26 protein-coding genes are annotated in these 26,779 nt (G+C 38.5%); 18 read left to right on the top strand and 8 right to left on the bottom strand.

The window, feature by feature from the left end; translation table 11 throughout:
• Positions 1-8 precede the first annotated feature (8 nt).
• From rplO to SB49_RS08650, 14 genes are all read left to right on the top strand, one after another.
• Positions 9-461 carry a 50S ribosomal protein L15 gene (rplO, locus tag SB49_RS08710; protein ID WP_062055734.1) on the top strand — a complete coding sequence of 151 codons (453 nt, stop codon included), beginning with the start codon at positions 9-11 and terminating at the stop codon, positions 459-461.
• A gap of 10 nt (positions 462-471) precedes the next feature.
• Positions 472-1,815, top strand: a complete 1,344-nt coding sequence (secY, locus tag SB49_RS08705) for a preprotein translocase subunit SecY (RefSeq protein WP_062055731.1) — start codon at positions 472-474, stop codon at positions 1,813-1,815.
• 3 nt (positions 1,816-1,818) lie between these two features.
• On the top strand, positions 1,819-2,034 hold the full coding sequence (infA, locus tag SB49_RS08700; RefSeq protein WP_013305172.1) for a translation initiation factor IF-1: 216 nt from the start codon (positions 1,819-1,821) through the stop codon (positions 2,032-2,034).
• A 9-nt stretch (positions 2,035-2,043) separates the two neighbouring features.
• Positions 2,044-2,160 carry a type B 50S ribosomal protein L36 gene (gene ykgO, locus SB49_RS15880; RefSeq protein ID WP_013621733.1) on the top strand — a complete coding sequence of 39 codons (117 nt, stop codon included), beginning with the start codon at positions 2,044-2,046 and terminating at the stop codon, positions 2,158-2,160.
• A gap of 2 nt (positions 2,161-2,162) precedes the next feature.
• Positions 2,163-2,537 (top strand): 30S ribosomal protein S13, encoded by a 375-nt coding sequence (gene rpsM, locus SB49_RS08695; protein WP_062055730.1) that lies wholly within the window; start codon positions 2,163-2,165, stop codon positions 2,535-2,537.
• A gap of 13 nt (positions 2,538-2,550) precedes the next feature.
• Positions 2,551-2,943: a 30S ribosomal protein S11 gene (gene rpsK / locus SB49_RS08690; protein ID WP_062055728.1), complete on the top strand. Its 393-nt coding sequence runs from the start codon at positions 2,551-2,553 to the stop codon at positions 2,941-2,943.
• Between the two features lie 97 nt (positions 2,944-3,040).
• On the top strand, positions 3,041-3,646 hold the full coding sequence (gene rpsD, locus SB49_RS08685) for a 30S ribosomal protein S4 (protein WP_062055726.1): 606 nt from the start codon (positions 3,041-3,043) through the stop codon (positions 3,644-3,646).
• 18 nt (positions 3,647-3,664) lie between these two features.
• Positions 3,665-4,657, top strand: coding sequence for a DNA-directed RNA polymerase subunit alpha (locus SB49_RS08680; protein WP_062055723.1), 993 nt, complete (start codon positions 3,665-3,667; stop codon positions 4,655-4,657).
• A 55-nt stretch (positions 4,658-4,712) separates the two neighbouring features.
• Complete coding sequence (gene rplQ / locus SB49_RS08675; protein WP_062055721.1) at positions 4,713-5,243, top strand: 50S ribosomal protein L17; 531 nt, start codon at positions 4,713-4,715, stop codon at positions 5,241-5,243.
• A 95-nt stretch (positions 5,244-5,338) separates the two neighbouring features.
• Complete coding sequence (carA, locus tag SB49_RS08670) at positions 5,339-6,451, top strand: glutamine-hydrolyzing carbamoyl-phosphate synthase small subunit (RefSeq protein WP_062055719.1); 1,113 nt, start codon at positions 5,339-5,341, stop codon at positions 6,449-6,451.
• Between the two features lie 118 nt (positions 6,452-6,569).
• Positions 6,570-7,862, top strand: coding sequence for a phosphopyruvate hydratase (eno, locus tag SB49_RS08665; protein ID WP_062055717.1), 1,293 nt, complete (start codon positions 6,570-6,572; stop codon positions 7,860-7,862).
• A 140-nt stretch (positions 7,863-8,002) separates the two neighbouring features.
• Positions 8,003-9,544 carry a glycogen synthase gene (locus SB49_RS08660; RefSeq protein WP_062055716.1) on the top strand — a complete coding sequence of 514 codons (1,542 nt, stop codon included), beginning with the start codon at positions 8,003-8,005 and terminating at the stop codon, positions 9,542-9,544.
• 145 nt (positions 9,545-9,689) lie between these two features.
• A complete protein-coding gene (locus SB49_RS08655) occupies positions 9,690-10,976 on the top strand; it encodes a citrate synthase (RefSeq protein WP_062055714.1) in 1,287 nt (428 codons plus the stop codon).
• 96 nt (positions 10,977-11,072) lie between these two features.
• Positions 11,073-11,987: a dimethylarginine dimethylaminohydrolase family protein gene (locus tag SB49_RS08650; RefSeq protein ID WP_062055712.1), complete on the top strand. Its 915-nt coding sequence runs from the start codon at positions 11,073-11,075 to the stop codon at positions 11,985-11,987.
• Here SB49_RS08650 and SB49_RS08645 read toward each other — a convergent pair.
• A complete protein-coding gene (locus SB49_RS08645; protein ID WP_062055710.1) occupies positions 11,977-12,234 on the bottom strand; it encodes a CBU_0592 family membrane protein in 258 nt (85 codons plus the stop codon). The genes SB49_RS08650 and SB49_RS08645 overlap by 11 nt on opposite strands.
• 113 nt (positions 12,235-12,347) lie before the next feature.
• Here SB49_RS08645 and ctlX point away from each other — a divergent pair, with 113 nt between their 5' ends.
• Positions 12,348-13,280, top strand: a complete 933-nt coding sequence (gene ctlX / locus SB49_RS08640; protein ID WP_062055708.1) for a citrulline utilization hydrolase CtlX — start codon at positions 12,348-12,350, stop codon at positions 13,278-13,280.
• A 30-nt stretch (positions 13,281-13,310) separates the two neighbouring features.
• On the opposite strand, the gene SB49_RS08635 is transcribed toward ctlX, so the two are convergent.
• The 3 genes from SB49_RS08635 to SB49_RS08625 form a co-directional block, all read right to left on the bottom strand.
• Positions 13,311-14,771 carry a BCCT family transporter gene (locus tag SB49_RS08635; protein WP_256363835.1) on the bottom strand — a complete coding sequence of 487 codons (1,461 nt, stop codon included), beginning with the start codon at positions 14,769-14,771 and terminating at the stop codon, positions 13,311-13,313.
• 59 nt (positions 14,772-14,830) lie between these two features.
• Positions 14,831-16,255: an SDR family oxidoreductase gene (locus SB49_RS08630; RefSeq protein ID WP_062055705.1), complete on the bottom strand. Its 1,425-nt coding sequence runs from the start codon at positions 16,253-16,255 to the stop codon at positions 14,831-14,833.
• Between the two features lie 66 nt (positions 16,256-16,321).
• Positions 16,322-16,747: a hypothetical protein gene (locus tag SB49_RS08625; protein WP_062055703.1), complete on the bottom strand. Its 426-nt coding sequence runs from the start codon at positions 16,745-16,747 to the stop codon at positions 16,322-16,324.
• A 149-nt stretch (positions 16,748-16,896) separates the two neighbouring features.
• Here SB49_RS08625 and argS point away from each other — a divergent pair, with 149 nt between their 5' ends.
• Positions 16,897-18,687 (top strand): arginine--tRNA ligase, encoded by a 1,791-nt coding sequence (argS, locus tag SB49_RS08620; protein ID WP_062055701.1) that lies wholly within the window; start codon positions 16,897-16,899, stop codon positions 18,685-18,687.
• A gap of 71 nt (positions 18,688-18,758) precedes the next feature.
• Here the strand turns inward: argS and SB49_RS08615 are convergent, their stop codons facing one another.
• On the bottom strand, positions 18,759-19,487 hold the full coding sequence (locus SB49_RS08615; RefSeq protein WP_062055699.1) for a bacteriorhodopsin-like: 729 nt from the start codon (positions 19,485-19,487) through the stop codon (positions 18,759-18,761).
• 87 nt (positions 19,488-19,574) lie between these two features.
• Here SB49_RS08615 and SB49_RS08610 point away from each other — a divergent pair, with 87 nt between their 5' ends.
• Entirely contained in the window at positions 19,575-20,474 is a 900-nt protein-coding gene (locus SB49_RS08610; RefSeq protein ID WP_062055696.1) for a Brp/Blh family beta-carotene 15,15'-dioxygenase, read from the top strand.
• 226 nt (positions 20,475-20,700) lie between these two features.
• Here SB49_RS08610 and SB49_RS08605 read toward each other — a convergent pair whose 3' ends face one another.
• The 3 genes from SB49_RS08605 to SB49_RS08595 all read right to left on the bottom strand — a co-directional run bounded on the left by SB49_RS08605 (position 20,701) and on the right by SB49_RS08595 (position 24,824).
• Entirely contained in the window at positions 20,701-23,262 is a 2,562-nt protein-coding gene (locus SB49_RS08605) for a TonB-dependent receptor (protein WP_062055694.1), read from the bottom strand.
• Positions 23,243-24,157 carry a FecR family protein gene (locus SB49_RS08600; protein ID WP_062055692.1) on the bottom strand — a complete coding sequence of 305 codons (915 nt, stop codon included), beginning with the start codon at positions 24,155-24,157 and terminating at the stop codon, positions 23,243-23,245. Before SB49_RS08600 ends, SB49_RS08605 begins: the two co-directional genes overlap by 20 nt.
• Positions 24,158-24,311: 154 nt before the next feature.
• Positions 24,312-24,824 carry an RNA polymerase sigma factor gene (locus SB49_RS08595; RefSeq protein ID WP_062055690.1) on the bottom strand — a complete coding sequence of 171 codons (513 nt, stop codon included), beginning with the start codon at positions 24,822-24,824 and terminating at the stop codon, positions 24,312-24,314.
• 107 nt (positions 24,825-24,931) lie between these two features.
• Between SB49_RS08595 and SB49_RS08590 the strand changes: the two genes are divergently transcribed.
• Positions 24,932-26,692, top strand: a complete 1,761-nt coding sequence (locus SB49_RS08590) for a hypothetical protein (RefSeq protein ID WP_062059043.1) — start codon at positions 24,932-24,934, stop codon at positions 26,690-26,692.
• Positions 26,693-26,779 lie beyond the last annotated feature (87 nt).

Raw genomic sequence — 26,779 nt, 5'->3', positions numbered from 1 at the left:
AAGGTGTTATGAATTTACACAATTTAAAACCGGCAGAGGGATCTACTCATAAAGATGGGAAAACCATTGGTAGAGGTCAAGGTTCTGGAAAAGGTGGAACTGCCACAAGAGGACACAAAGGAGCAAAGTCTAGATCTGGTTACTCCAAGAAAATTGGTTTCGAAGGTGGACAGATGCCATTGCAACGTCGTGTGCCTAAGTTTGGTTTTACCAACATCAACAGAAAAGATTTCACTGGTGTTAATCTTAATAAACTTCAGGAATTGGTAGATAACGGTATTGTTAAGGATACAGTTACTATAGATGTTCTTGTTGAAAACAGGTTGGCCGGTAAAAACGATTTGATCAAAATTTTAGGTGGTGGTGAATTAAAAGCTCCCCTAAAAGTATCTGTACATAAATTTACTGCCAGTGCCAAAGCGGCTATTGAGGCTGCGGGTGGTGAGGTAATAAGTTTATAAGCATATCACTATGAAGAAATTTTTTGAGACATTATCCAATATTTGGAAGATAGATGAACTTAAGGGGAGAATTGTTATTACCCTTGGTTTGCTTTTGGTTTATCGTTTTGGTGCCCAAATAGTTCTTCCTGGTATTGATACCGAACAGTTGGCAGAGTTATCTTCCAACACGGACAGTGGTATTTTAGGAATTTTGAACGCATTTACAGGAGGGGCCTTTGCCAATGCTTCTGTTTTTGCTTTGGGAATCATGCCTTATATTTCGGCCTCTATTGTGGTTCAGTTGATGGGAATAGCCATTCCTTATCTACAGAAGCTGCAGAAAGAGGGGGAAAGTGGAAGAAAAACGATCAATCAGATCACCAGATGGTTGACCATTGGTATCTGTATCGTTCAGGCTCCGGCATATTTGTACAGTTTGGGAGCTTTAGGAGTTCCGGACAGTGCATTTGTATTGGGTAAAGGACTGAATTTCATTATACCTTCTGTGATCATCTTGGTAACAGGTACTGTTTTTGCCATGTGGTTGGGTGAGAAAATTACGGACAAGGGAATTGGTAACGGTATATCATTGTTGATTATGATTGGTATCATAGCAACTTTGCCGCAATCATTTGTTCAGGAATTTATCTCTAGAACAGCCAACAACAATGGTGGATTAATGTTCATGTTGATTGAGATTATAATTTGGTTCCTTGTTATTCTGGCCAGTGTTTTATTGGTGATGGCAACGAGGCAGATACCGGTACAGTACGCCAGAAGAACAGCTTCTGGAGGATACGAAAAGAACATCATGGGTTCAAGACAGTATATCCCTTTGAAGTTGAACGCTTCAGGAGTTATGCCAATTATCTTTGCCCAGGCGATCATGTTCGCACCTGGATTATTAGGAAAGACTTTCAATAATACGGCTGTAGGACAATGGATGGAAGTTCAGTTTGCAGATATCTTCGGGTTAGCATATAATATATTGTTTGCTTTCTTGATTATCGTGTTCACATACTTCTATACTGCGATCACGGTTCCAACGAATAAGATGGCCGATGACCTTAAAAGGAGCGGTGGTTTTATCCCAGGAATCAGGCCAGGAAAAGAAACTGGTGATTTTCTTGATAAAATAATGTCTTTGATTACGTTACCAGGATCAATTTTCTTAGCTTTGCTGGCTGTTTTACCAGCCATAGTAGTAAAGCTTATGGATGTACAACCAGGATGGGCCTTATTTTATGGGGGAACATCACTATTAATCATGGTTGGTGTGGCCATTGATACGGTGCAACAAGTGAATTCATATTTGCTTAATAGGCATTATGATGGTCTTATGAAAACAGGTAAAAATAGAAAAGTAGCTTAGATTATGGCTAAACAGGCAGCAATAGAGCAAGACGGGAGCATAATTGAAGCATTGTCCAATGCAATGTTCCGAGTGGAACTGGAAAATGGACATGTTGTAACGGCTCATATCTCTGGAAAGATGCGTATGCATTATATTAAGTTGCTTCCAGGTGATAAGGTAAAATTAGAAATGAGCCCTTATGATTTGACTAAGGCGAGAATTACATATAGATATTAAGTATATAGGATGAAAGTTAGAGCATCAATAAAAAAGAGGAGTGCCGAGTGCAAAATTGTGCGTAGAAAAGGCAGATTGTACGTAATTAATAAAAAGAATCCTAGATTTAAACAAAGACAAGGGTAATTATGGCAAGAATTGCAGGTGTAGATATACCAAAACAGAAAAGGGGAGTTATAGCTCTTACCTATATTTTTGGTGTCGGTAGAAGTAGGGCTAAAGAAATTTTAGAGAAAGCCCAAGTTAGTGAAGATACTAAAGTATCTGATTGGAACGATGATGAAATCGGACGTATTCGTGACTCCGTTTCCTCTTTCAAAATTGAAGGTGAACTTCGTTCAGAGATCCAAATGAACATTAAACGTTTAATGGATATCGGATGTTACAGAGGTATTCGTCACAGATCTGGTTTGCCATTAAGAGGTCAGAGAACAAAGAATAACTCTAGGACTCGTAAAGGAAAAAGAAAAACAGTTGCCAACAAGAAAAAAGCAACTAAATAATAAGTAGCGTATTATGGCAAAGGCAAATACAAAAACAACAAAGAAACGTAAGGTTATTGTTGAGTCAGTAGGTGAAGCACACGTAACTGCCTCTTTCAATAATATTATAATCGCTTTGACCAATAAAAAAGGTGACGTAATTTCTTGGTCTTCCGCTGGTAAAATGGGTTTCAGAGGTTCTAAAAAGAACACTCCTTATGCTGCCCAGATCGCTGCAGAAGATTGTGCAAAGGTCGCTCACGAAGCCGGATTGAGAAAAGCTAAGGTCTACGTTAAGGGACCAGGGAATGGTAGAGAATCTGCTATTCGTTCTATTCACAATTCAGGTATTGAGGTAACGGAGATCATTGATATTACTCCAATGCCACACAATGGATGTAGACCTCCAAAAAGAAGAAGAGTATAATTATTAATATGGCCCGAACGGGTTTTCACAGGAAGTGTAGTTACGATTATCGAAGGATTAGCCTTAATTCATAATCACATTTCCCAATTTAAAGAAGATGGCAAGATATACAGGACCAAAAACAAAAATCGCCCGTAAATTCGGTGAAGCGATTTTCGGAGATGACAAATCTTTTGAAAAAAGAAATTATCCTCCAGGACAACACGGTAACACAAGACGTCGTGGTAAGAAATCCGAATATGCAATCCAGTTAATGGAGAAGCAAAAGGCAAAATACACCTATGGTATTTTGGAGCGTCAGTTTAGAAACATATTTGCAAAAGCAAATAGTAGCAAAGGAGTAACCGGTGAGGTTTTACTTCAGCTTTGTGAGTCTAGATTGGACAACGTAGTATACAGAATGGGCATTGCCAATTCAAGAAGAGCTGCAAGACAATTAGTATCCCACAGACATATTACTGTTAATGGTGAGTTGGTAAACATACCTTCTTATTCATTGAAAGCAGGAGATGTTGTTGGTGTAAGGGAAAAATCTAAATCTTTACAATCCATTCAGGATTCTCTTTCTGCAAGTAGCAATGTCTACGAATGGATTACATGGAATACTGAAAAGAAGGAAGGAACTTATGTTGCTATTCCTGAAAGATTGCAGATTCCAGAAAACATCAAGGAACAATTAATCGTGGAGTTATACTCTAAATAAAACAAGACTGATCCAATTATGGCATTATTTAATTTTCAGAAGCCCGATAAAGTTATAATGATCGATTCTACAGATTTTGAAGGGAAGTTTGAATTCCGCCCTTTGGAACCTGGTTATGGATTGACTATTGGGAACGCATTAAGAAGAGTATTGCTTTCATCTTTGGAAGGTTTTGCTATAACTTCTGTTAGAATAGACAAAGTAGAGCATGAGTTTTCATTGATTTCTGGTGTTGTTGAAGATGTTACAGAAATCATCCTAAACTTAAAGCAAGTACGTTTTAAGAGACAAATAGAAGACGTTGAAAGTGAAACTGTTTCTATTTCTGTTAGCGGAAAGGAACAATTGACTGCTGGTGATTTTCAAAAATTCATTTCCGGTTTCCAAGTGCTTAACCCAGATATGGTGATCTGTAACATGGATCCCAAGGTGAGTATCAATATGGAAATCATTATTGAGAAAGGAAGAGGTTATGTACCGGCTGAAGAGAATAAGAAGTCTGGTGCGCCGTTAGGAAGCATTGCTGTAGATTCTATCTTTACTCCAATAAAGAACGTAAAATACAGTATTGAGAACTTTCGTGTAGAGCAAAAGACCGATTACGAAAAATTAGTTTTTGAAATTTCAAGTGACGGTTCAATAAATCCGAAAGATGCATTGACTGAAGCTGCCAAGGTTCTTATCCATCACTTTATGTTGTTCTCCGATGAGAGAATAACCCTAGAGGCAGATGAGATTGCACAAACTGAAACTTATGATGAAGAATCCCTTCACATGCGTCAGTTATTAAAAACTAAATTAGTGGATATGGATTTATCCGTTCGTGCTTTGAATTGTTTGAAAGCTGCGGAAGTGGATACATTGGGAGATTTGGTTTCTTTTAACAAGAACGACTTGATGAAGTTTAGAAACTTCGGTAAAAAATCCCTAACTGAACTTGAGGAGTTGGTAATCAACAAAGGGTTGAGTTTTGGAATGGATTTGTCAAAATATAAATTGGATAAGGATTAATTGACTTCCCTATGAATGGTGAAGACTATTCTGAAAGAAGCATATAGTTATAGTAATGAGACACGGAAAAAAAGTTAATCATTTAGGAAGAAAAACAGCGCATAGAAAGGCTATGTTGGCTAATATGGCTTGTTCTTTGATCGAGCACAAGAGAATCAACACTACCGTTGCCAAGGCAAAAGCCTTAAAGCAATTTGTTGAGCCTTTGATCACAAAGTCCAAAGCTGAAAATAATCAGACAGTTGAAAAGGGAACGCACAACAGGCGTATCGTTTTCAAAAACCTTAGAGACAAGAACGCTGTAACTGAATTGTTCAGTGGAGTTGCTGAAAAGGTTGCTGATAGACCAGGAGGTTACACAAGGATTATCAAATTAGGTAATCGTCTTGGGGATAACGCTGACATGGCAATCATCGAGCTAGTAGATTTTAATGATCTTTACAATGCTGGTAAGCCAAAGGCTAAGAAATCCACAAGAAGAGGTAAATCTAAGAAAGTAGAAGCTGCTCCAGCTGCTGAAACTGAGACTGAAACTAAAGCACCAGCAGCAGATGCTGAAAACAAAGCTGATGAATCAGAAAAATAAAATATCATCACATTTTTGATATATGAAAAGGATAGGCCTAAAAGCTTATCCTTTTTTTTATGTTTATTTGTCAAATAATTAAGTAGTATAACGAGATGAAGTATCAAACAAAAAAGAAAGCATTGTTATTATTGGCTGATGGGACCATTTTTTATGGGAAGGCCGTAGGAGATAAAGATGGGACCGCTTTTGGGGAAGTCTGTTTTAATACCGGTATGACGGGATATCAGGAAATATTTACAGACCCTTCATATTTTGGTCAGTTGATGGTAACCACCAATGCACATATTGGAAATTATGGAACCAACAAGGAAGAAGTGGAATCCGATTCCATTAAAATTTCTGGGCTGATCTGTAAAAATTTCAGTTATGACTATTCTAGGGTAGATGCGGACATGAGCCTAAAGGATTTCATGGACAAGGATAATTTGTTTGCCATTTCTGATGTCGACACAAGGGCATTGGTTAATTATATTAGGGATCATGGAGCTATGAACGCCGTAATGACTACCAATGTTGACAATCTTGATTCCTTAAAGGAACAGTTGGCAAAAGTGCCAAGCATGGCCGGACTGGAATTGTCTTCCAAAGTTTCAACCAAAGAACCGTATTTCTATGGAGATGAAAAAGCTACCTATAAAATAGCAGCACTCGATATTGGGATAAAGAAGAACATATTAAGAAACCTTTCCCAAAGGGATGCCTACATCAAGGTCTTTCCTTTCAATGCGTCGTTTGAAGAAATGAGCGCATGGAACCCGGATGCCTATTTTATTTCCAACGGTCCTGGCGATCCAGAGCCGCTAACTGATGCCATAGCAGCTGCAAAAAAGATGATTGCCTCCAATAAACCGTTATTTGGGATATGTTTGGGGCATCAAGTACTCGCACTAGCCAACGGAGTGTCAACTTATAAAATGCACAATGGACACAGGGGAATAAATCACCCTGTAATGAACCTGAAAACGGGTAAGGGAGAAATTACGTCACAAAATCACGGGTTCGCGGTAAGTAGGGAAGATACTGAGGCTAATACAGATCTTGAGATTACACATGTACATCTGAATGACAAGACCGTAGCAGGAATGAAAATGAAGGGTAAAAATGTATTTTCCGTTCAGTACCATCCCGAAGCTAGTCCAGGTCCCCACGATGCCAGCTATCTTTTCGATGATTTTTTTGAAATGATAAAGAATACGCAAAACTAAATCGATTTAGTTGATAAATTCCTTAAAACCTGTGGAATATCACAATATATAGACAATCAGTGATAGCCCTGTTTTGTATATTTGTGCAGTAGTAAATAACCAGAAATAAAGAAAAATTATGAGTATTATAATTAACGTTCATGCAAGACAAATTTTAGATTCTAGGGGTAACCCAACCATAGAAGTAGATGTGCACACAGAAAGTGGAGTTTTAGGCAGGGCCGCAGTCCCATCTGGAGCATCTACTGGAGAGCATGAGGCGGTTGAGCTTCGCGATGGTGGTAAGGCATTTATGGGAAAGGGCGTAGGACAGGCTGTAAAGAATGTAAATACGACCATTTTTGAAGAAATAGTCGGGATGTCTGTATTTGAACAAAATCTTATTGATCAGACAATGATCGATTTGGATGGTACTCCAAATAAATCCAAACTTGGTGCAAATGCAATTTTAGGTGTTTCCTTGGCGGTAGCAAAAGCTGCAGCCAACGAATTGGGAATGCCGTTGTACAGGTATGTTGGTGGAGTAAGTGCCAATACACTTCCAGTTCCTATGATGAACATCATCAATGGAGGTTCGCATTCCGATGCTCCTATTGCATTTCAGGAATTTATGGTAATGCCGGTAAAAGCAAAGGATTTTTCTCAGGCCATGCAAATGGGGACGGAGATATTCCACAATCTTAAAAAAGTATTGCACGATAGGGGTTTGAGCACCGCAGTAGGAGATGAAGGTGGTTTTGCGCCAAATTTGGCCGGTGGGACTGAAGATGCTTTGGATACCATTGCAAAAGCAGTTGATAAAGCAGGTTATAAATTGGGTGATGATGTTATGATTGCCCTGGATTGTGCCGCAGCAGAATTCTATGTGGACGGTAAATATGATTACACAAAGTTTGAAGGTGATAAAGGAGTGGTAAGGACCAGTGAGCAACAAGCCGATTATTTGGCCGAGTTATCTGCTAAATACCCTATTATTTCCATTGAGGACGGAATGGACGAAAACGACTGGGAAGGTTGGAAATACCTTACCGATAAGATTGGGGACAAGGTGCAATTGGTAGGAGATGACCTTTTTGTAACCAATGTGGAGCGTTTATCCAAAGGCATTAAAAACGGAATTGCCAATTCTATTCTAATTAAAGTGAATCAAATTGGTACCCTAACTGAAACTATTGCTGCAGTGAATATGGCACACAATGCTGGTTACACTTCTGTAATGTCTCACCGTTCCGGAGAGACCGAAGATAATACCATTGCGGATTTGGCAGTTGCCTTGAACACAGGTCAGATTAAGACGGGTTCAGCATCTAGATCTGATAGAATGGCAAAATACAATCAGTTGTTACGTATAGAGGAAGAATTGGGAAGTGTTGCATACTACCCTGGTCCAAACGCATTTAAAATAAAATAAAATCATTATTTTAGATCTAAACAAAAGCCCTTCTGATTCAGAAGGGCTTTTTTTTTTGATTTTTCTTTAAATAGTGCAGTGATAGCAAATAAATAATTACCTTTTATGGGTTTAAAATATAAATGATTATTTCAAGTTAAATGAACAATTTTCTTTTTGTAGCGGCCGAGAATGATGCAATACCCAAATGTAAGGCAGGGGGAATGGGTGATGTTGTCAGGGATGTTCCCAGACAAATTTCAGAAAGAGGGGATAAGGCTCATATTGTTGTGCCCTCCTATTCCAGACTCCACCAAAATGGAACACTTAGGTCGCTTTTAAATTTTAAGCTTAGAGGAGTTACCTATACAGCGGAACTATATGAAGTGATTCCTAAAAAGGAATTTGCCAATATTCACCATTATGTCATTCATCATCCTGAGATAGAAGCTGGTGGGATTGCCCATATATATCATGACGATCCAACAGAACCATTTTATACTGACTTCATTAAATATGTTATTTTTTGTACAGCAGTTGCAGAGGCCATTAAAAAAGAGTGTTTTGGCAAATTGGATGTGGTGCACATACATGATTGGCATACCAGTTTGCTATTGTTTCTAAGATCGTATCATCCTGGATATAAGAATTTAAACCAGATGCGTTTCGTTTATACCATCCACAACTTGGCGATACAGGGAATACGTCCTTTTGATGGAAATTACGCTTCTGTTAAAAATTGGTTCCCTGAGATCAATCTGGATTACAAGGCCTTAATGGATTATAGGTATCAGGACTGTATCAACTTAATGGCTATTGGAATTCGTTTGGCCGATGCTGTGCACACAGTCTCTCCATCTTACAAGGAAGATATACTTCATCCCAGTTCCCCTCCGGAATTCATAGGAGGAGAAGGGTTGGAAAAAGACCTCCAAGATGCGGATAATGAAGGTAGGTTGTACGGGATTCTCAATGGTAGTAACTATCAGAACATTCGGGAAGCAGAAAGAGGGAATCTGTATCGCAATACAATAACTGCTATTTTTCAATGGCTGCAGGAAGAGTCCAAGAAATATAAATCGGACTTTCTGGCCCACACGGGAGAGAAGATCGTTAAATTTCTAGCTGAACCACCTGCTTTTGTTTGCTCAAGTGTGGCCAGGTTGACGGAACAAAAATTTTATTTTTTCAAGCGCTCCCCAGAAGTAATGATAGCCATATTGGAAAAGTTGTCCAAGGTCAACGGAATTTTACTGATTTTAGGAACCGGGGACCCAGGTTATGAGAAATTGTTCCGTGAGATAAGTTATTCCCATAAAAATTTCATATTCGTCAATGGACAATCTGAGGATGTCATAGATTCTATTTATTTGGAGTCCGACCTATATTTTATGCCCAGTCTTTTTGAGCCATGCGGGATAAGCCAAATGTTGGCAATGAGGAACGGTCACCCTTGTTTGGTGCATCACACGGGAGGTTTGAAAGATACCGTTGAACATCTCAGGACCGGTTTTATTTTTGATGGGGATACCTACGATCAGAAAATGCGCAATATGGAAAACGCTTTTGACCTAGTTCTTGATGTTTTCCTCAATGATAAGCCAGCCTGGAAGAAAATAGAAGAAAATGCCAAGGAGATGAGATTCACATGGAAAAAATCTGTCGATGAGTATTATACCCAACTTTACTCCATAAGCACCTAAAATAATTTTTAAAATCAACTGATTTTTGTTGGTTATTTGCCGTCAGAATAAAGTATTGTTAATTAAAATACAAAAGAAATTAGGGAATTGTTAACCAACATCGTTTTTCATAACTTTACGGGGATATAAATAGTAAAAATCAAAAATGTCGGACAAAGCTACTTTAGAATATCAAGGGAAAAAATATGAATTTCCAGTGATTGAGGGTTCAGAAAACGAGCTCGCCATTGATATAAAAACATTACGTGCATCTTCAGGGATGATAACCATAGATCCAGGTTTTAAAAATACCGGATCATGTGAAAGTGCCATCACCTTTTTAGATGGTGAAAAAGGCATTTTAAGATATAGGGGATACTCTATTGAAGAATTGGCAGAAAAGGCCGAATTTTTGGAAGTAGCCTATCTTTTGATATTTGGTGAACTGCCCAACCAAGAGCAGTTGGCCAATTTCCATAAGGACATTAAAGCGGAATCTCATGTAGATGAAGAGATGAAGAAAATCTTGGATGGTTTTCCAAAATCGGCACACCCAATGGGTGTACTTTCATCACTGACAAGTGCTTTGATAGCTTTTAACCCTGCCTCTGTAAATGTTTCTTCAGAAAAGGAAATGTATGGAGCTATCGTTAGAATTTTAGCGAAATTTCCAGTATTGGTAGCATGGACCTTACGTAAAAAGAAAGGGCTGCCGTTGGATTATGGAGATGATAACCTTGGCTATGTAGAGAATATCCATAAAATGATGTTCAAGAAGCCAAATCAAGAATACAAGAGCAATAAATTGGTGATTGAGGCCTTGGATAAATTATTGATTCTCCATGCTGATCATGAACAGAATTGTTCTACTTCTACGGTTCGTATTGTAGGTTCTTCCCATGCTGGGTTGTTTGCATCTCTTTCAGCAGGAATTTCTGCCCTCTGGGGTCCATTACATGGTGGTGCCAACCAAGCGGTATTGGAAATGTTGGAAGCTATAGAAAAGGATGGTGGCGATACTAAAAAATACATGGCGAAGGCCAAGGACAAGAATGATCCTTTTAGATTGATGGGCTTTGGACATAGGGTTTATAAGAATTTTGATCCCCGCGCAAAAATCATCAAAAAAGCAGCGGATGACGTTTTGGGAGATATGGGAATAGAAGACCCAATCTTGGAAATCGCCAAAGGATTGGAGAAAGAAGCCTTGGAGGACCAGTACTTCGTTGAAAGAAAATTATACCCCAATGTAGATTTCTACTCAGGAATCATATACAGGGCATTGGGAATACCAACAGAAATGTTTACGGTCATGTTTGCCCTGGGGAGACTTCCAGGTTGGATTGCGCAATGGAGGGAAATGAGATTGAAAAATGAGCCAATCGGAAGACCTAGACAGGTGTACATTGGCGAAAATGCCAGACCATTTGTTTCTGTAGAAAAGAGAAAGTAAGACATTCCAATTACATATGATTAAAAACGGCCCCTTTTACGAGGGGCGGTTTTTTTTTAGAGATATAAGTATTCTATATTTGCTTAAAATTTAACTATGTTACATCTAAATGTTACGGACGAAACTTCTCGCTTACGAGCAGTTCTATTAGGAACCGCGGAGAGTTGTGGTCCTGTTCCTACTCCAGAGGAGGCCTATGATCCTAAATCATTGGAACATATTTTGGCAGGAACATATCCCAAAGAGGAAGATATGGTAAAGGAAATGGAGGCATTTGCGGCGGTTTTTGAAAAATATGGAGTTAAAGTTTACAGACCGAAAGTATTCAAGGATGTTAACCAGATTTTTTCAAGGGATATTACTTTTGTAATAGAAGATAAGTTGATAAAGGCTAATATCCTTCCTGATAGGGAGATTGAAATAGAGGCCATTAAGCATGTTTTGGATGAAATTCCCCAAGAAAATATTATAACCCCACCAGAAGATGTTCATATTGAAGGAGGGGATGTCATGCCCTATAGGGATTATATTTTTATTGGAACATATTCCGGAGCAGACTATTCAGATTACATTACTGCGCGGACCAATAAGGCTGGTGTGGAATTTATAAAAACATTGTTCCCCAATAAAAAAGTGAAGTCTTTTGAATTGAGGAAGTCCAATACCACAGCCAATGAGAATGCACTTCATTTAGATTGCTGTTTTCAACCGGTGGGCAAGGATATGGCCATAATCCATAAGAATGGTTTTCTTGTAGAGGAGGAATACCTATGGTTGGTCAATTTTTTCGGGAAAGATAAGGTGTTCGAAATTACCAAGGACGAAATGTACCATATGTTCAGCAATGTCTTTTCTATTTCCCCAGATGTTGTAGTGTCGGAGCGAAATTTTACCAGACTTAACAATTGGCTTCGGGAAAAAGGATTTACCGTGGAAGAAATTCCTTATGCTGAAATTTCCAAACAGGAAGGTTTACTGAGATGTAGTACGATGCCCTTGATCAGGGATTAATTGCTTGAGGCCTATGTTTTACATACTTTAAAAGCGCAATAAGGGAAACCAAAGCCCATATACCCTCTAGGACTATAAAAGGCTTATAGCCCAATAATACCGATGCAAGACATGCGATGCCTGCCCCTAAAAGGTTCAAAAGGATATAAGAAAGATCAGTAGGTTTTATTATTTCCCTGAGGTTGAGAAAATAACCCAACAATATTAAAAATACGCCGATAGCACCGATCCAATCTATAGTAGTCATTTTGTATATTTTTTTGACCTCAATGGCATTTAGATTAGCAAATTAATGAACTAATTTTGTGCTTATGAGCATAGGATAAGAATTTTATAAAAAATAGATAGCACCATCAAGTCATGAAGCAAGCAACAAATACAATTTTAATGGTTCGCCCAGTCAACTTTCGAATGAATGAGCAAACTGCTGTCAACAATTATTTCCAAGAGAATTTGGATATGATAAATAAGGACATCAATAGCAAGGCACAAAATGAATTTGATGCCTTCGCCAGTAAATTACGGGAAAAAGGGGTGAATGTAGTGGTGGTGGAGGATACCTTGGATCCTGATACCCCCGATTCCATTTTTCCAAATAACTGGGTTTCTTTCCATGAGAACGGAAATATTGGGATCTACCCAATGTTTGCAGAAAATAGAAGAAATGAGCGTCGTGACGATATTTTTGTAACTCTTGAAGAAAAGGGATTTTTGATAGAGAACATAGTTGATTATACGTCTGCTGAGGCCGAGGAATTATATTTGGAAGGTACTGGAAGTATTATATTGGACCGTGAATATAAAAAGGCCTATTGTGCTTTATCCGCGCGTGCCGATGAAGAATTGTTCATAGAGTTTTGTGAGGATTTTGAATACACTCCGGTAGTATTTACAGCTAATCAAACGGTAAATGGTAAGCGTTTGCCTATATACCATACCAATGTTATGATGTGCGTTGCAGATGCCTTTGCCGTGATCTGTTTGGATACTATTGATGATAAGAAAGAAAAGAAAAATGTTGTGGAGCATTTAAAGCAGGATGGTAAGGAGATCATTGCAATTACCGAAGCCCAGATGCATCAATTTGCAGGGAATATGTTGCAGGTAGAAGGAATGGGAGGCCAGGCATATTTAGTTATGAGTACTTCCGCTTTCAATAGCTTAACACCTGAACAGAGAAAAGCAATAGAAAAATATTGTCCTATAATCCACAGTTCTTTGGAAACCATAGAGACCTGTGGTGGTGGAAGTGCACGCTGTATGATGGCAGAGGTATTCCTTCCAAAAAAATAGGGAGAACATCATTTGATCAAAGCCTCTCTTTTATTGTGAAAGAGGGGCTTTTTTGCTTTTTATTAGTTCCCTAAGGAAGATAATGGTCATGGCCACCATAAAAAAAGCAAAAGGTAGCGAGGTGATGATCAGTAGTTTTTGTACGGCGATCAACACATTAACCTCTGGTTTGGCATTCCCCAAAAGTATAATGGCCAACGCCCCGAAAAGTATAAAAATAGACCAAAGAAGACGATGCATTTTACTGGGATCCTTTTTGCCCTTATCGCTGAACATACTCAATACAAAAACGGCAGAATCCACGGAGGTCACCAAAAAGCTTATCAACAATACAATGGTGGTCAAATTTAAAAAGGTGGCCAAGGGATAGTGTTCGAAAAACTTAAAAATAGAGGTGAAGACATTGCCAAATTCATTCTGGTAGGTTCCCCATTCCTCTATAAGTTGAAAAGCCGAACTACCAAAAACAGAAAACCAAAAGAAGGTTCCGAGAGAAGGGATGATAAGCACTCCCAACAACAATTGGCGTAATGTTCTGCCTTTGGAGATGCGGGCAATAAAAATACCGGTAAAAGGCGCCCAGGCCAACCAAAAGGCCCAATAATAAAATGTCCAGTCCGTTAAGAATTCTATACCGGGATTATAGGATCCCAAGGCAAGGCTCATTGGAATGAAGTCAACAAAATATTGCAGCGTGGCCTGAATAAAAGACCATAGTATGTTCCCCATATCACTGGTCACGAAAATGAAGGCCAAGAGCACAAGGGTAATGAGTATATTCAATTTTGATAAGAGTTTAATCCCTTTGTTGACACCCATCCAAACTGAAATAAATGCTATACAAGAAATAACAATTGCCAAAATTAAAGTGGTCGTAACTCCAAAATCTGATTCAAACACATGGTTTAGGCCACCATTAATCTGTGTGGTTCCAAGGCCTATGGCCGCAATGAGGCCAAATACGGTGGTAATGATCGTCATGACATCAATACCCATTCTGGCAGGCTTGTAAGTAATGGTATCGTCTATGGTTGAACTCACCAATACCATTTTCTTTTTTACAAAGAGGGCATAACCAACAACCATTGCAAACAGTCCATAAAATGCCCAGGCCGTTAATCCCCATTGGTAAAATGTGAATTCCAAGGCCAAAATTTCAGGAGTGTTCGCAGAAGGGAAAGGAGGGTTCTGTTGCATAAATACGGGTTCCTGAACTGCTCTCAAAAGTATGCCTGCCCCCATTCCGGCGCTATAGAGCATGGCGGTCCAAGCCCATAGGGAATGTTCTGGTTTTTGATTCTTTTTTCCCAATTTTATTTGTCCCAAAGGAGAAAGGGCAACTCCTACCAATAACAGAACGCATCCCAAACCAAGAAAGAGATAGAAATAGCCAAAATAATTGCGTACCCAAATGGAAACGGTTTCTATGGTATTGTAAGATTCCTTGGTGAAACCATAAACGACAATAGAAAGTAAAAATATGATTCCTATGGATACGGATAGGAGTATGTTCTTTCTAATGAATTTGAGTATAGCGATAGGGCGGGAATTTAGGTTTTAGCAATATTTCGGATCATACCTCCAAATATAAAAAAATGAAACGGTACAATACTATACCAGTACAAACGCCCCTTTAATCCTCTTGGCCTAAACGTAGCTGTCTGGTGCAATACATTATGCTCGTCTATTCTAAATTCCAGCCAAGCCTCTCCTGGTAGTTTCATTTCCGCAAATAACAATAACCTCTTATCTTTTTTATCGGCCAATAATACACGCCAAAAGTCTAAGGAATCCCCAGCATATATTTTATCGGGATGTGTACGCCCCCTCCTTAAGCCTACACCACCGGTAAATTTATCTAGTAAGCCCCTGATCTTCCACAACCAATTGGCATAATACCAACCATTTTTACCTCCAATTTTCCAGATGTTTTCCAATACTTTTTCTGGATTGTCAACTTTTAACTGTTGATGGTCTTTGAGGACCCCAAATTTTGGGACCTGAATGAATTTTTGCAAATTTTTGTTCATTCGCCCACTTACCATGCTATCTTTCCAACTGCTGACGACCAAATTTTGTTCTATTTTGACAAAAGCCATTTCTATGGCCTCTAAATATGTATGGGGTGTTATCCCTAGAATCTGTTGAAGGCGATCGTCTTTAGCCACAACTTCCATCTTCATACTATCTACCAGATTCACGGCCAACTTGTAGGAAGTTGAGGTGACAAAATACAACCAATAAGAAGAGAGTTTTGGGGTCATTACCGGGACGGTATAAATAGCAATTTTTATCCCCCTGACCTTAGCATATTGCTCTAGCATAGATTTATAGGTAAGTACTTCGGGACCCCCAATATCAAATGAGTCATTATAGGTTTTTTTATTTCCCAATACCCCTGTCAAGAATTGGATAACATCCCTAATGGCGATCGGCTGAGTTTTGGTCAATACCCATTTTGGGGTTATCATTATTGGAAGCTTTTCACAGAGGTCCCGTATGATCTCAAAAGAAGAACTTCCAGATCCAACTATGATACCTGCTCTGAGAACCGTGAGGTTGTAACCTCCTTGGAACAAAATATCTTCCACATTTTTTCGGGAGCGCAGATGTTTGGACAAATCTTTGTCATTTACGATGCCGCTGAGATATATGACCTGCCCCACCTTGGTTTCCTTCATATATCGATTAAAGGTTTTTGCGGAGACGGCCTCTTTCTCATCAAAATCGGTAGTTGATGAGCTCATGGAATGAATAAGATAGTATGCCGCATCTATATCGGCTGGCATCAAATTTGGTTTAAATTCGTCCAAAAAGTCGACCTCTACAATACTGATCTTGGATAGCGTTTCTACATCTATGGACAACCGCCTTTGATCGCGTACGGCACAGACCACTTCATGCCCTTGGTCTAAAAGTTGTGGTAACAACCTCATGCCTATATATCCATTGGCACCCGTAAGTAATATCTTCATAGTATCTAATTATTGGTGTAGCCCTTCTTTGTATTTTTTCTCATAAACTGGGGGCGCTGTAGTGGCCTAAAGATCTTCAATAGAGGTGGGAGCATTATCTGCTTTATAATCTAAAATTTTTCGGAAGTATTTTTGAATGGCCTTGGTATCCGATCTCACCTTGATAAAGTGGTGGTCCCTGAAGATGGAATACACCGCAAAATCACCCTTGTAAATGGTAAGTTTATAATAGGGGATTACCAGTGCAAAGGTTTCCAATAATGAACGGAACCTGACAATTATTCCTTTGGGCCTCATCTCAATATTGCAACTGTCCAAATTGTTGTCCAACAGCAAAAGGTCTCTGATCCCAGTGCTGGATTCGGTAATAAACAATTTTGGGGATCCAATGCCCTTTAAAGCGAAACGCTCTTTTAAGGTAAAAGGTTTGCCGACTTCTTTATCTACTTTTCTTGTGATTTCTTTGTTGTTGTAGGATACGTTTACAAGCATGTTGATTTTAGCAATTTTTTATTTTAAGTTACTTTTCATAGTTACTTCTAAAGTTAAGAAAATCTTCACTTATAAGGGCTGGGTTGTTGATATAATCAGTGTGAAAGAATAAAAATGCGTAGTTTTGCAGCTTTAAAAGCCAAGATCTAATGAACATTCAAGAAGTCTTAACCCTAAAGGTAAAAGAAGCAGTTAACACTATTTATAAAGTGGACCTGCCTGAGGTGGAATTTCAACCTACAAGAAAAGACTTTGAGGGGGATATTACAGTTGTTATTTTCCCCATGTTACGCATGGTGAAGGGGAATCCAGTTCAAATTGGGGAGCAGATCGGTCAGTTTCTGAAGGATCAGGTTGCAGAAGTAAATGATTTTAATGTAGTAAAGGGGTTTTTGAATATTACGATTAGTTATAGCTATTATCTCAATTTCTTCAATGAAATTAAGGACGATCAGCATTTTGGTTATGTTGAGCAAAAAGAAGCGGATGCGGTAATGGTGGAATATTCATCGCCAAATACCAACAAGCCGTTACATCTTGGACATATTAGAAACAACCTATTGGGCTATTCCGTTGCTGAAATCATTAAGGCATCTGGGAAAAAGGTATACAAAACCCAAATTATAAACGATAGGGGTATACATATTTGTAAGAGCATGTTGGCATGGCTACGTTTTGGTCATGGTGAAACTCCGGAGAGTACCCAATTAAAAGGGGATAAATTTGTAGGGAACTATTATGTTGCCTTTGATAAGGCCTATAAGGAAGAGATTGCAGCCATGGTTGCTGAGGGTGTAGATAAGAAGGTGGCAGAAAAGGAAGCACCAATACTTTTAGATGCACAAGAAATGCTCCGAAAATGGGAGTCTGGGGATGAGGAAGTTGTTGCACTTTGGCGAACCATGAACCAATGGGTCTATAAAGGTTTTGAAGTAACCTACAGTAATCTAGGAGTTGATTTTGACCAATATTATTATGAAAGTGACACCTATTTATTGGGCAAGGATGTGGTTGAAGACGGACTCAAAAAAGGAGTTTTTTACAGAAAAGAGGACAGTAGTGTTTGGATAGATCTTACCGATGAAGGGTTGGATGAAAAAATAGTATTACGTTCAGACGGCACTGCGGTTTATATGACCCAAGATATAGGAACAGCTATTCAAAGGGTAAAGGATAACCCAGATGTTAAAGGGATGGTCTATACCGTGGGGAATGAGCAGGATTACCACTTTAAGGTCCTCTTTCTTATTTTGAAGAAATTGGGATTTGATTGGGCCGAAAACCTGTACCACCTTAGTTATGGAATGGTTGACCTGCCGAGTGGAAAAATGAAGAGTAGGGAGGGCACTGTGGTAGATGCGGACGACCTTATGGAAGATATGACCAGAACCGCTGCAGAGATCTCGGAGGAATTGGGAAAATTAGAAGATTATTCTGAAGCTGAAAAAAGGGAACTCTATAAAATCATTGGACTAGGTGCCTTGAAATATTATATTTTAAAGGTAGACCCCAAAAAGCGTATTCTCTTCAACCCAGAGGAATCTGTAGATTTTCAGGGGAATACTGGCCCTTTTATTCAATATACCTATGCGCGGATTCAATCTATTCTTAGGAAGGCAGTAGATACCAAGGTATCTATTTCCGATACCATAGAATCTTCAGAGATAGAGCTTCATGAGAAGGAGAAAGAGCTGTTGAAACAATTGCAAATATATCCGGATACGATACAATTGGCAGCCACTAATTTTAGTCCGGCCCTAATTGCGAATTACACATATGATCTTGTAAAGGGATTTAATTCCTTTTATCAGAATGTTTCAATTTTGGGTGAAGAGGATGAAAAAAAGAAAATACTTCGTGTTCAATTGGCCAAGAAAGTGGGGGATGTTATTCAATCTTCCTTTAGGTTATTGGGGATAGAAGTGCCTGAAAGAATGTAGAGTTAGAAATGATATAGAAATAAAAAAGACCGCAATTTGCGGTCTTTTTCATTGTAAGTCTATTCAAATAACTAAGCCTCGGATGATTTGGATACTGCCAAACCATAAACCACTAGACCAAAACCAATTTTGTTAATGGCGTCACCAATGTTATAGATAACATCTAGATCTAGACCTCCAAAAAAGCCTTCGTACCATCCTGGGGTACCTGCCATATATCCAATAGGATAGATTGCCCATCCTACCAATACAAACCAACATAACGTTTTGTGCGCTTTTAAAACTGCGCCACCTGCGGCTTCTGCCAATTTTTTTGCTTCACCTAACCAAATATCATAAACAATTACGAAATAAGCGATACCCGATATTAGACCCCAAAGCCAAGCTTGGTCTCTTAATACGGCTTCTCCAATGTAACCCGTAACTAACATTACTACGGAAAGGAAGATTAAACGCCACATGAGGGACTTTTTAGCTCCCGCTACTTTCAAGATTAAAAAGAATTCTACGCACATTAAAGGTACTGTTAGTACCCAATCTACATAACGAAAGAAAGTTGGGGACTCCTCAAAGGCAGCCCAGTAGTCACGCATGTACCAATAGTGGACCGCTGCGATAAAAGTAATTAATCCTGAAACTAGGATTGAAGTTCTCCATTTTTTGTCGAAGCTGCTCATGGATAGAAAGAAAAAAGCAGAAGCTGCCATCATGGCCATACAGCCAACAAAAAAGGTAAAACCAACGTAATCGTCTGGAGCGAGTTTTGCTACCAAAGGAATTGAAGCTAAAAAGTTTTCCATAATTAATAGTATTATAAGTTTTTGTTTAATTAATTTGAGGTAAATTTAAACAAAAAAGTTTTACCTATTGTTATATTTTTGTGAAAAATGAAAAATAAGGGCGTTGTTTTTAAGAATTTGGACAGTTTTATTATCGTTACTACCTTTTTATTCCTTTGGTTCGCCATAAATTTTGGGGATACTACAGAGGATATGGTAGCCTATTTTTTAATCCTGACTTTTGGAATCCTGCACGGTGCAAATGATTTAAAATTGATACAAACCTCCAATTCAAAAGCAAAAAAGAAGTATAATTTTTTAAAGGTCGCCTCGTATTACATCCTATTTATATTGTTCTGTGCTTCTTTATTTTATTACCTACCAAGTTTAGCTCTTTTCACATTTGTTCTGTTTAGTGGATATCATTTTGGAGAGCAGCATTGGAATTCCAAATTGAAAAGTCAATCTCGTACAACTATATTGTTTTATAGCAGTTATGGTCTCTTTGTTCTTTCTTTATTGTTCGTATCACAAGTAACTGTTGTCAACAGTGTGATTGAGAATATTACAGGTTACGCAGTGCCAATAAGATTTTATACCTATTTGCTATTTTTAAGCGGGGGCTTATTCATAGCTCTATATATCTTGCTTACCAAAAATCACAAGCTCATCAGTAGTTGGGTTAAGGAGATCTTTTATTTAGTGTTATTTTTAATAGTATTTAAAACAGCATCTCTTCTCTGGTCCTTCGCCATATATTTTATATTATGGCACTCATTACCTTCATTGGTGGACCAAATTAGATTTCTATATGGCGATGTCACCAAAAAAAGTATCATTCTTTACTTGAAAACCTCCTTCGTGTATTGGGCCATTTCCGTAACTGGTCTTGCCTTATTATATCTTTTTATTGGAAAGGATAGCGATACGTTTGAGCCTATCTTTTTTTCCTTTCTTGCCGCCATAACCTTTCCACACGTTTTGGTCATGATCCGATTGTATAAATAATACTGATACTCTCTTTCGTTCAGATTTTCTTTATCCGGACAATATTCAGTAAATACATTCCTGACATTAAGGTCCGTTATGTGATTGAGTAAATTCTTGGGCATTTGTTTTGCATGGCCATGGGTCTTGTATTTCGCCATGTTCTAAGATTGATAAAGCAAAAAGCGAAGCCCAAAACTGTTCTTCAGAAGGAATTCATGGAACAGGATAGTATAATTGGCTAGAATTAAAAACTGAGTCGAAAGCTAACATTGGGTGTTATCCCCAAGGAAACACTCTCTATAGTTTGTATCTGGTTATCGTCGTTTAATCTGTAATAGGTGTTCAAAACATTTCTTTTGTTCAAAAGGTTCAGTAGGGATGCGCCCACCGATGCCTTTACCTTATTCCCCATCTCAAAAGCATAAATGGCGGAAGCGTCCGCTCTAAGGTAGTCTGGCAGCCTACTACTGTTGTTCTCTTGGTAATTGATGGTATTGGGAAAGGTTGTCCGGTCAATGGCATTGTCGCCTTCCTGAGGTTCCGTATAAGGTTTTCCAGTCCTATAATTTAGGCCAATCCCTAATTTTAGTCCCTCATAGGTATACGTACCTGCAAAAGTAACAGTGTGCCTAATGTCCAAATTGTTGGGGAAGGTATTTGGGGTAATGTCTTCAAAGGTATAATTGTTGAGGTTGTAGGCATAGCTCAACCAGGAGCTAAAAGTGTTTGTTTTTTTATTGATCAAAAATTCGATCCCCTTTACATCATATTTTCCAATCTCTCCTTTGAATTGATTTTGGTTTTGGAAACCTTGGGTAGAGGTGCTGATGCCATTGACTTCCTTGTAAAAACCTTGAAGCCCCAAATACCAGCTTTTATCATCGTAGTTGAACCCAATGGACGCTTGTTTGCTTTTGGTAATTGGCAGTTCATCATTATCGGATAAAATCCATCGGTTTTTTTCAATTCCTAAGAAATTTTGTTCCAGATCAATTATCTGATTAGTGGCCTGATTTTTAAACTCCCCCAAAATCTCTCCATTGAAATGTTTGGTAAAATTATAGGTAAGGCTTAATCGTGGCTCCAGGATCCACTCTTTAAAAGTATCGAGGTTCTCCAGATAATTTAATCGACCCCCAATCCTACTATTAAATTTATTATTTAGAGATTTATAACTGAGTTCAGAGAATACCGAATGTTGCCTGAGAACGCCCTTGATATTGCTTTTAAAAGCAGGTTGGGTCACATTGGTGAAATTGATGATGCCAACTTCAGTGAAAGCATACCCATTGAGCATGCTAATTGTTTTGGAAAACTCATATCTGGTGTTCAGCTTTACAGCCGTTTCCAATACCTGATTGTTTTGAAACAGTTGCTGATTGCCGTTATCGGTACTATTCCTGGCATCTAAATTATATCTGGTATAATACATATTTAGATCCGTGGAAAAATTAGAAGTCCATGTGCTTTCCAGATGACCTCCAAAAGAAATATTGTTTTGATCAAGGCCACTTCGTGAAGATTGAGTGCTATCCTTTGCCGTTTCCGTATATAAAAGATCGTTTTTAATATTGATAAAGCTCAGCCTAACTTTTTGGTTTTCATTGAGATCATAGAGTATCTTACCTGAAATATCATAAAAATAAAAGTCCTCTTCCCTAATGATATCCGCATCCGTTGATTGGGAATTGTTTTCCTTAATTTCGGTATCCTGAAAAGCTTTGTCAAAAAATCGGCTATAAGTCGGGGTATTTAAAAAGTCGGTTACCGAACGTCTGGCAGAAACTTGAAATGCCAACTTTCTACTTATAGGCACATGAGCATAAACATCACCACTGATTAAGTTAAACCCTGCTCCCCCAAAAAATGAATCGTTGATGTTGTTCTGGGATTCCATGTTGATGATACTACTGACACCACCCCCATATTGGGCACTGGTGCCGTTTTTGATGATGGTCACCTTATCGGTGAGATAAGGGTTAAAGGCCGAGATCAATCCAAAAAAGTGGCCTGACTGGTACATTTTTATACCATCCCATAAGATCAAGTTTTGATCATTTGTGCCGCCTCTTACGTTGATGTCGGAGACCGTTTCATCAATGCTTTTAATTCCCGGTAGGGCTTGGACGGTTTGCAGTACATCGGGCTCTATCAGTCCAGGGAGAATCCCAAAATCGTCTATGGTCAATAATATACTGCCATCCCTTTGTTGGCTTAACCCTGTGGTCAGAAGCTTAAATAGGACTACCTCATCCAATTCTTCATAATTGGGTATCAATAATATTTGTTGGCAGGGGGAAGGGTTTACCAATTCCTCGGCCCTAATGTATCTTGTTTTATACCCCAAAAACCGTATTCTCAAGGTGGCTTGTCTAGGAATATTCTCCAATCTAAAGGAACCTTCAAAATTGGTAACTATGGCAATACTACTTCCCAATACTTCAATGGTAGCTCCGGGGATAGTGTTGGCTTCAAAATTATCGAGCACTTGGGCACAAATATCCACAGTGGTACTTTTGTATAGGGTATAGTAACGGTCGCTCAGTTTCTTGACTTGTAGTTGAGTAAGATTTTGAATGCCTGTTAATATTTCCGCTAGGTCGTTGCTCTGTATTGGGGATATCGATAAATCTTGGATATCCTCGTCTACATAAGAGAACTTGACATTAAAAGACGCTTCCAACGTTTGGATATAATCTATAAGGGGTATAGAAACAACCTTGCTGTTTTGTGCCTTGGTCGCCAAGGTAAAAAACAGCAGGAGTATAAAAGTGGTATGTAGAATTTTATGGTGTTTCTTCAGCATAGAACACGACTTTATTCCCGTCCAGTTTTTTGAACTGGATATTGACAGGAACACTTATACTTTCTAACGCTAAATCTATATCTGTATTACTAAAAGTACCAGTAAATAATTGGGTGGTATCAATATCCTTTACTTCAACAGTTACATTGTATTGTCTTTCAAACTCATCCAGCACATATAAAAGCGGAATACTTTTAAAATTACTTTCATTGTTCATCCAATAAGGCAAAGTGGTTGTTGGTGCAATGGTAGGTTTTACCTCTCCATTGATAGCCAAAAATGAAGATCCGGCAGGAACTTTGAATTCCTTGTTCTGGAAGGTTACACTTACGAGTCCTTCAAAACAGGTCACTTCAAAAAGACCTTTTCTATTTTCTACGTTAAATTGGGTTCCCAAAACTGCCACAGTACCTTCTAGGGTGGTAACGGTAAATCGTTTTCCTTTGGCCACCTTAAAGAAGGCCTCTCCTTTCAGGGATACATTTCGTTTTTTGTCCCATTTCTTTTTGCTGTAGGAAACTTCGGAATCTACATTCAATACAATTTCAGAGGCATCGGGTAAAATTACTTCTGCCCGCTCTGCATATTGTGTAGATATGGTTTCGTCCAAGGAATTGAAATAAAAGAAAGAAGCAACAGCAATAACGGCAATGGCAGCCGCAACCCTCATCAATTTCGTGAAGGGGCGCAATTGGACAACCTTGGATTTGGAAGATTCCCTCTTGTTCTTAAGGGAGGCCCATACCTGATCGGCATCAAATTTTGGAGCCTCCAATTTATTGGAAACTTCCTTTAACCTCTGATAGGAAGCATACTCGGCAGATTTTTTAAATTCTACCAACTCCTCCTCAGTGAGTTCGTTATTGAGCCATTTTGCTAAGTAATTTTCTTGCATCTTACTGTCTTTTCATAATTGTAACAACCAAAAAAATAAAAACCCTACTTTTTAATTGAAATATTTTATCTCTAAAAGGATAAAGTATCGCTGAATTGAAAATTCAATACACCTTAAAGCTATCCCTACCTTAACCATAATCATCAATACCTCCTTAAATGCCTTCAATTTGTTCGCGCAATGATTTTAATGCCAAATGCATTCTCTTTTCTATGGCCTTCACACTAACATTTTCCATTTCTGCTATTTCGGCATACTTCTTTCCATCTATCCTATTCAATAAAAACGTGGTGCGTTGGTTGTCTGGTAAACTGTTCAAAGCACGGTCTAATTTTTCCTGATATTGTTTTTCCTCCAACAAAAATTCCGGTGACTCATGGGAAACCTCCAAACTCTTATCGGCATATTTTAAACGGACCTTTTCGGCCTTGATTACATTAAGGTAAAGATTGTTTGCAACGGTATAAACATAAGATTTGGCTTTCTCGGGTGCTACCTTGGCACAATTCTCCCAAAGTTTTATGAAAGCCTCTTGAACGGCATCATATGCTTTTTCCTCATTCCCGAACTTATAATATATATAGTTAAAAACCGTTTTAGAATTGGTGTTAAAGAGGGCGCTATAGACCTCTTCTTTGCAAACGTTGTTTTTGTTGTCCGTATCCAAGCGTGTTAATTTTTTTCAAATATATTTTAAAAAAAATTAAAAATGGGGTAGGGTTTTTTATATGTGGGTTGTTCTATAGTTATAACACCAAATTAAATCCAAACATTATGAAAAAGTTTTTTAGTTATCTAATGTATACCAGCCTACTGGTATTTGCTATGAATTTCACCTCATGTCAAGATGAGTTTGAAGAATTGCCACAAGGAAATGATCAAGAGGCTATTGCAGCCAGTTCAGCTACAGCAAAGTTAGTGGAGCGTACATCCTCAAATGATGGTTCCTATGATAATATTGTTGATGGCTCAAGTTGTATTGCTATCCAATTTCCCTATACAGTTGAGGTGGCGGGAATTCAATTGACCATAGATTCCATAGCCGATCTGAGATTGATCGAAGAAATTTTTGATTCCATTGATGGGGATGAGGATTTCTTGGAAATTTTATTCCCTATAACCATTACACTACCAGATTTTACAGAACGGGTGATCAATAACAAAGAAGACCTGCGTAATTTGGCGGCCGACTGTATAGAAGGCGGTGACGACGATGACATAGAATGTATAGATTTTGTATATCCAGTAAAGCTTTTCACCTTCAGTGCGAACCTACAACAAACAGGTAGTGTGGTAGTGAACAGTGATTTGGAATTGAGAAGATTCTTTAAAGGCTTGGATGATAATGACTTGGTAAGTTTTGATTTTCCTATTAGCCTAGCGCTTTACGATGGTACTGAAATAACAGTAAATAGTAATATGGAATTGGCGAATGCCATTGAGAATGCAAAGGATGCTTGTGATGAGGATGATGACAATGATTACAATGATGACGACTTTAATAAAGAGCGTTTAGACGAATTCTTGGTCTCTTGTCCTTTCTTGGTGCACGAAGTAAAAAGGAATGGTATTGACCAGACTGATCAATATTTCGAATATGTAATGAACTTTAAGGAAAACGGCAGCGTAATCGTAAGAAACAGATTAGGTGTGGCCCTAGAGGGAACGTGGTCTACTAGAGTTGGTGAAAACCGTGTCCTTTTGAAATTGGAGTTTGATGTCTTGGTAGATTTTACCCTAGAATGGTTTGTCTATGAGATTGAAGAGGGGAGAATTAAACTTTACTCGGGAGATGGTAACAAGATCATCATGAAAAAAGCCTGTGATATTGTAAACAATACACCTGATACCTTAAGGGAGATTTTAAAGGAATGTAGCTGGGTGATCAAAAAAGTAAAGAACAATGGAGAGGAGATAGATCGTTTGTTGGGTTACAAGTTCAGCTTTGGAGCCAATGCAGAAGTAACATTGAGCAATGGTGTAAATACTTCAAACGGAACTTGGGCAATCACTACCAACGCCCAGGGACAATTGGTTATGGCAATTACAATGGGCGACGAGCCAGGAGTAAGCTTTGAATGGTTGTTGAGGGATTTGGCTAACAAAAGATTGAAGTTTGAGATAGAGGATACAGCGTATGAACTGATTTTGGAGCGTCACTGTAACGATAACAATGAAGATGGCGATGTGATGGAAATCAGAAACTATTTAATGGGAGGTGCTTGGAAAATTGCCAGCTACACCATAGGTGAGGGAGATAATACATCTGCACAGTATGCAGAATTTGATTTCTTCTTCTCTTCCAATAATGTAGCCCGTATTTCTGTTAATGCAGATCCTATCGTTGATAATGGATTGTGGAGAATCATCCGGGATAGTGAAGGAAAATTAAAGTGCTACCTGAACTATGGTGAAGGAAATAATTTTATAACCTTTTCTGATGATTGGGATATTGTTGCCGCCTCAAGTACGAGACTGGAATTGAAAAGTGTAAGTGGTGACGGTACCATAGAAACCTTGGTCTTCGAGAAATAAGAACCACTTTTTTGCCCCAAATATTTTAAAAAGGGTGACTTCGTAATGAAGTTGCCCTTTTTGCATTTATATTTTTTGGGACAAACT

It is taken from the genome of Sediminicola sp. YIK13 (genome assembly GCF_001430825.1).
Taxonomy (GTDB): domain Bacteria; phylum Bacteroidota; class Bacteroidia; order Flavobacteriales; family Flavobacteriaceae; genus Sediminicola.
This window is presented reverse-complemented; position numbering and strand designations above follow the sequence as displayed.

Coding starts and splice junctions, on each gene's coding strand:
- infA (WP_013305172.1), top strand. CDS start 1,819: ATGGCTAAACAGGCAGCAATAGAGCAAGACGGGAGCATAATTGAAGCA.
- SB49_RS08650 (WP_062055712.1), top strand. CDS start 11,073: ATGTTACATCTAAATGTTACGGACGAAACTTCTCGCTTACGAGCAGTT.
- rplO (WP_062055734.1), top strand. CDS start 9: ATGAATTTACACAATTTAAAACCGGCAGAGGGATCTACTCATAAAGAT.
- SB49_RS08605 (WP_062055694.1), bottom strand. CDS start 23,262: ATGCTGAAGAAACACCATAAAATTCTACATACCACTTTTATACTCCTG.
- SB49_RS08630 (WP_062055705.1), bottom strand. CDS start 16,255: ATGAAGATATTACTTACGGGTGCCAATGGATATATAGGCATGAGGTTG.
- rpsK (WP_062055728.1), top strand. CDS start 2,551: ATGGCAAAGGCAAATACAAAAACAACAAAGAAACGTAAGGTTATTGTT.
- carA (WP_062055719.1), top strand. CDS start 5,339: ATGAAGTATCAAACAAAAAAGAAAGCATTGTTATTATTGGCTGATGGG.
- rpsM (WP_062055730.1), top strand. CDS start 2,163: ATGGCAAGAATTGCAGGTGTAGATATACCAAAACAGAAAAGGGGAGTT.
- SB49_RS08590 (WP_062059043.1), top strand. CDS start 24,932: ATGAAAAAGTTTTTTAGTTATCTAATGTATACCAGCCTACTGGTATTT.
- SB49_RS08660 (WP_062055716.1), top strand. CDS start 8,003: ATGAACAATTTTCTTTTTGTAGCGGCCGAGAATGATGCAATACCCAAA.
- ctlX (WP_062055708.1), top strand. CDS start 12,348: ATGAAGCAAGCAACAAATACAATTTTAATGGTTCGCCCAGTCAACTTT.
- SB49_RS08610 (WP_062055696.1), top strand. CDS start 19,575: ATGAAAAATAAGGGCGTTGTTTTTAAGAATTTGGACAGTTTTATTATC.
- ykgO (WP_013621733.1), top strand. CDS start 2,044: ATGAAAGTTAGAGCATCAATAAAAAAGAGGAGTGCCGAGTGCAAAATT.
- SB49_RS08645 (WP_062055710.1), bottom strand. CDS start 12,234: ATGACTACTATAGATTGGATCGGTGCTATCGGCGTATTTTTAATATTG.
- eno (WP_062055717.1), top strand. CDS start 6,570: ATGAGTATTATAATTAACGTTCATGCAAGACAAATTTTAGATTCTAGG.
- argS (WP_062055701.1), top strand. CDS start 16,897: ATGAACATTCAAGAAGTCTTAACCCTAAAGGTAAAAGAAGCAGTTAAC.
- SB49_RS08625 (WP_062055703.1), bottom strand. CDS start 16,747: ATGCTTGTAAACGTATCCTACAACAACAAAGAAATCACAAGAAAAGTA.
- rpsD (WP_062055726.1), top strand. CDS start 3,041: ATGGCAAGATATACAGGACCAAAAACAAAAATCGCCCGTAAATTCGGT.
- SB49_RS08680 (WP_062055723.1), top strand. CDS start 3,665: ATGGCATTATTTAATTTTCAGAAGCCCGATAAAGTTATAATGATCGAT.
- rplQ (WP_062055721.1), top strand. CDS start 4,713: ATGAGACACGGAAAAAAAGTTAATCATTTAGGAAGAAAAACAGCGCAT.
- SB49_RS08655 (WP_062055714.1), top strand. CDS start 9,690: ATGTCGGACAAAGCTACTTTAGAATATCAAGGGAAAAAATATGAATTT.
- secY (WP_062055731.1), top strand. CDS start 472: ATGAAGAAATTTTTTGAGACATTATCCAATATTTGGAAGATAGATGAA.
- SB49_RS08600 (WP_062055692.1), bottom strand. CDS start 24,157: ATGCAAGAAAATTACTTAGCAAAATGGCTCAATAACGAACTCACTGAG.
- SB49_RS08615 (WP_062055699.1), bottom strand. CDS start 19,487: ATGGAAAACTTTTTAGCTTCAATTCCTTTGGTAGCAAAACTCGCTCCA.